Genomic DNA, 2,699 nt, shown 5'->3' with positions numbered 1-2,699 from the left:
TTTTATCGTTCTGACAAAGATTTTACAAAACAACATTTTGGGTTAGGTCTTTATACGTCAAAAAAGATTTGTGAAAAACATGGTGGAGAACTCATACTAGACAATAATAAAAGAGGGGGAGCTTCCATTACGGCATCCTTTCAATTTAAAAGTTGATAGAAAGTAGATAATTGTATTTTAAACTCTTCTCTAAGCAAACGATTACTTGCGAAAGGGGAGAGTTTTATTTTTATTTCATCAAATTTTACAGGGTGTAGTAAAAAGATGGGAGGCGTTAAAAATGCAAGAGATAAAAAATTCATTTGCATTATATTGGAAGATTGCTAAAAGCAAAAAGATCACTTTGTTGTTGTTTTTATTATCATTTTTCTATAACATTTACTTTTTTAACTTTTTTATTGTAGGTGATCGTGATCCAGCAGAGGCTTTAGTGAGATCGAGCTTTATTGTACAAGGTGGAATTCTCGCATCGATGATGATTGGTGTCTATTTATCCAATTTAGAAAGAAAAATAGGATTAGAGGAATTAATCGACACCATAAGTTATGCGAAGACAACGAAAAACATAGGGAAAGTGTTATTCTTTTTAAGTTTTTTGTTTTTATATCTAATCGTGAATATAGGTACTTTAATCATTATGTTTATTGTAACAGATGTTCCTTATTCTCCTTTCTATATCCAGTCTATCCTTTATATTCTTTTATATTGGGGATTTAGTTTTGTGATTGGAGGGTTAGTTGGAGCTGTTCTTGCGATGTGGGTGAAAGGAAGAATGGTATATGTTTTATCATTAATTATTTGGTTATTGATTAGCCCCTTAAACTATCCGTTTATGACTCAACTTGGAATTTTATTTCAATGGTCGCACGTAGACGAAATTGAGAACTTTTTTAATATCGGTCAAAATAATCCCCATCATTCTTATCAGCCTTTTTATGGGTTTGCACTAGAGAATTATCAGTGGTTAAAAAGAACGCTCTTTATTTTATTACTTTTAATCATTTTTGTAGGAAGTCTAATGATTCAAAATAAAGTATGGAAAAAACACCTTCCAATCTTCCTCATTTTATTTGCTGTAACTTCCTACACAGCCTTTGGAGTATTCAGTAAACATCAAATTTTGCATTTGAACAGTGAAGAAGATGGGATTCTAAAGAAAGATTCTACTCATTACAAAGATGTTGTATTCAAAGATAATATTTCAAATGATTATCAAATTACAAATTACGATATTGATTTAGATATTCGAAATTATTTAAAAGCAAATGTTGTAGTGAACTTGAACAATCCAACAAATGTTGAAATGAATACCTTTGATTTCTTACTTTATTATGATTTTAAAGTGGATCAAATTTTAGATTCAGATGATAACGAGCTTGAATTTAGTCAAAAAGACGATATGATTCATGTGATAACAAAAGAACCTGTTAAACCTCATGAATCGTATCAGATGAAGTTCCGATATGAAGGAATAAGTTCTCCTTTTTATTTTGCTAATCATCAAGCCATCAACTTATTAAATCATTTTCCTTGGTTGCCTACGAATAGTCACTTTAATTCAGCAATGATTGCCATTGGTTATGAACCTTTACGGCTACCTAATCAATCCAATCAAGAGATTCATTATCAGGTGAAATTGAAAGGGAATTCTAACGTCTTTTCAAACTTGAAAAAGAGCGGGAAAAACGAATGGTCAGGCATGTCTTCGAATGGTATCTATTTCATTGCAGGAAGTATTGGAGAAAAACAGCTAAATGGAAAAAGCGTCATTTATCCGTATACGTGGGAAAAGATGCTTATTGGCTTTAATGACTTCGAACCAATCATCCAAAATAAAATAGACAAAATAAATGAAGAATTACAACTGGGGAGAGCAATAAAAATTGATCGTTACGTGCTCGTTGATCAATCATTAAGTACAGAAATGCCAGAACAACATGTTTGGATTCACGGAAATACACTTTTTATGTCTGCGGCAGGGTTTTTATTTAATGATGAATCGGGTTTGTTAATCAATATCGATTATATGACGTATGGCATTGTACCTGCGATGACTTGGAAATACGATCAAGTTTTTTCGAAAGATACAATGGATGAATTACATTTATTTAATGTCTCTTATTCTCATTTTCTAAATATGAGAGAAAGTGAAGAGATAAAAGAAAAATATAGTAATATCGATTATTTTGAATTTAGGGTGGAGGAATTACAAGAAAAAGAATTAGAGCTTGGAACATTAGCAGCCCAAATAAAAACTTATATTCATAATGAAAATATATCCGAAAAAGAAAAAATTGTTTTTTTTAGAGAATGGTATCGAAATATTCAATTGGGAAGTGCAGACTTTGATTTGGAACAAGAAATGAGCAGAAAATAAAAAATAGGAAGGTGAATGGGATGAATGTGTTAAAAATCAATGATTTAACAAAGAAATTTTCTAAAAAGACGGTATTAAATGAAATTAATTTAAATATAACGGGAACGTATGGACTTCTCGGACCAAATGGGGCAGGAAAAACGACATTAATGAGAATTGTGGCTACTATTCTAGAACAGAATAGTGGCACAATTACATATGGTCATTTGAATTGGAAGAACGCACATGAAGTAAGAAAAATTATTGGGTATCTCCCACAACATTTTTCCATCTATCCTACGTTGACTGTTTACGATTGTTTAAATCATTTAGCCATCTTAAA

The 2,699-nt window shown here is 31.1% G+C and carries 3 protein-coding genes; all 3 read left to right on the top strand.

The annotated features are described in order from the left end of the window. The coding region (locus VIG73_RS15670; RefSeq protein WP_349257408.1) for an ATP-binding protein at positions 1-156 on the top strand (156 nt) is incomplete at its 5' end. A 124-nt stretch (positions 157-280) separates the two neighbouring features. Beyond that, on the top strand, positions 281-2,377 hold the full coding sequence (locus VIG73_RS03355) for a hypothetical protein (protein ID WP_331639138.1): 2,097 nt from the start codon (positions 281-283) through the stop codon (positions 2,375-2,377). A gap of 20 nt (positions 2,378-2,397) precedes the next feature. Continuing rightward, positions 2,398-2,699, top strand: a 302-nt coding sequence (locus tag VIG73_RS03350; RefSeq protein WP_331639137.1) for an ATP-binding cassette domain-containing protein, incomplete at its 3' end; no start/stop codon positions are given.

The organism is Cerasibacillus sp., from assembly GCF_036516575.1.
GTDB lineage: Bacteria > Bacillota > Bacilli > Bacillales > Amphibacillaceae > Cerasibacillus.
The sequence above is the reverse complement of the archived record's forward strand: the minus strand, read 5'-3'. Positions and strand labels throughout refer to the sequence as shown.

Bases quoted from the DNA above. Each gene is read 5' to 3' on its own strand.
- VIG73_RS03355 (WP_331639138.1), top strand. From the start codon at position 281: ATGCAAGAGATAAAAAATTCATTTGCATTATATTGGAAGATTGCTAAA.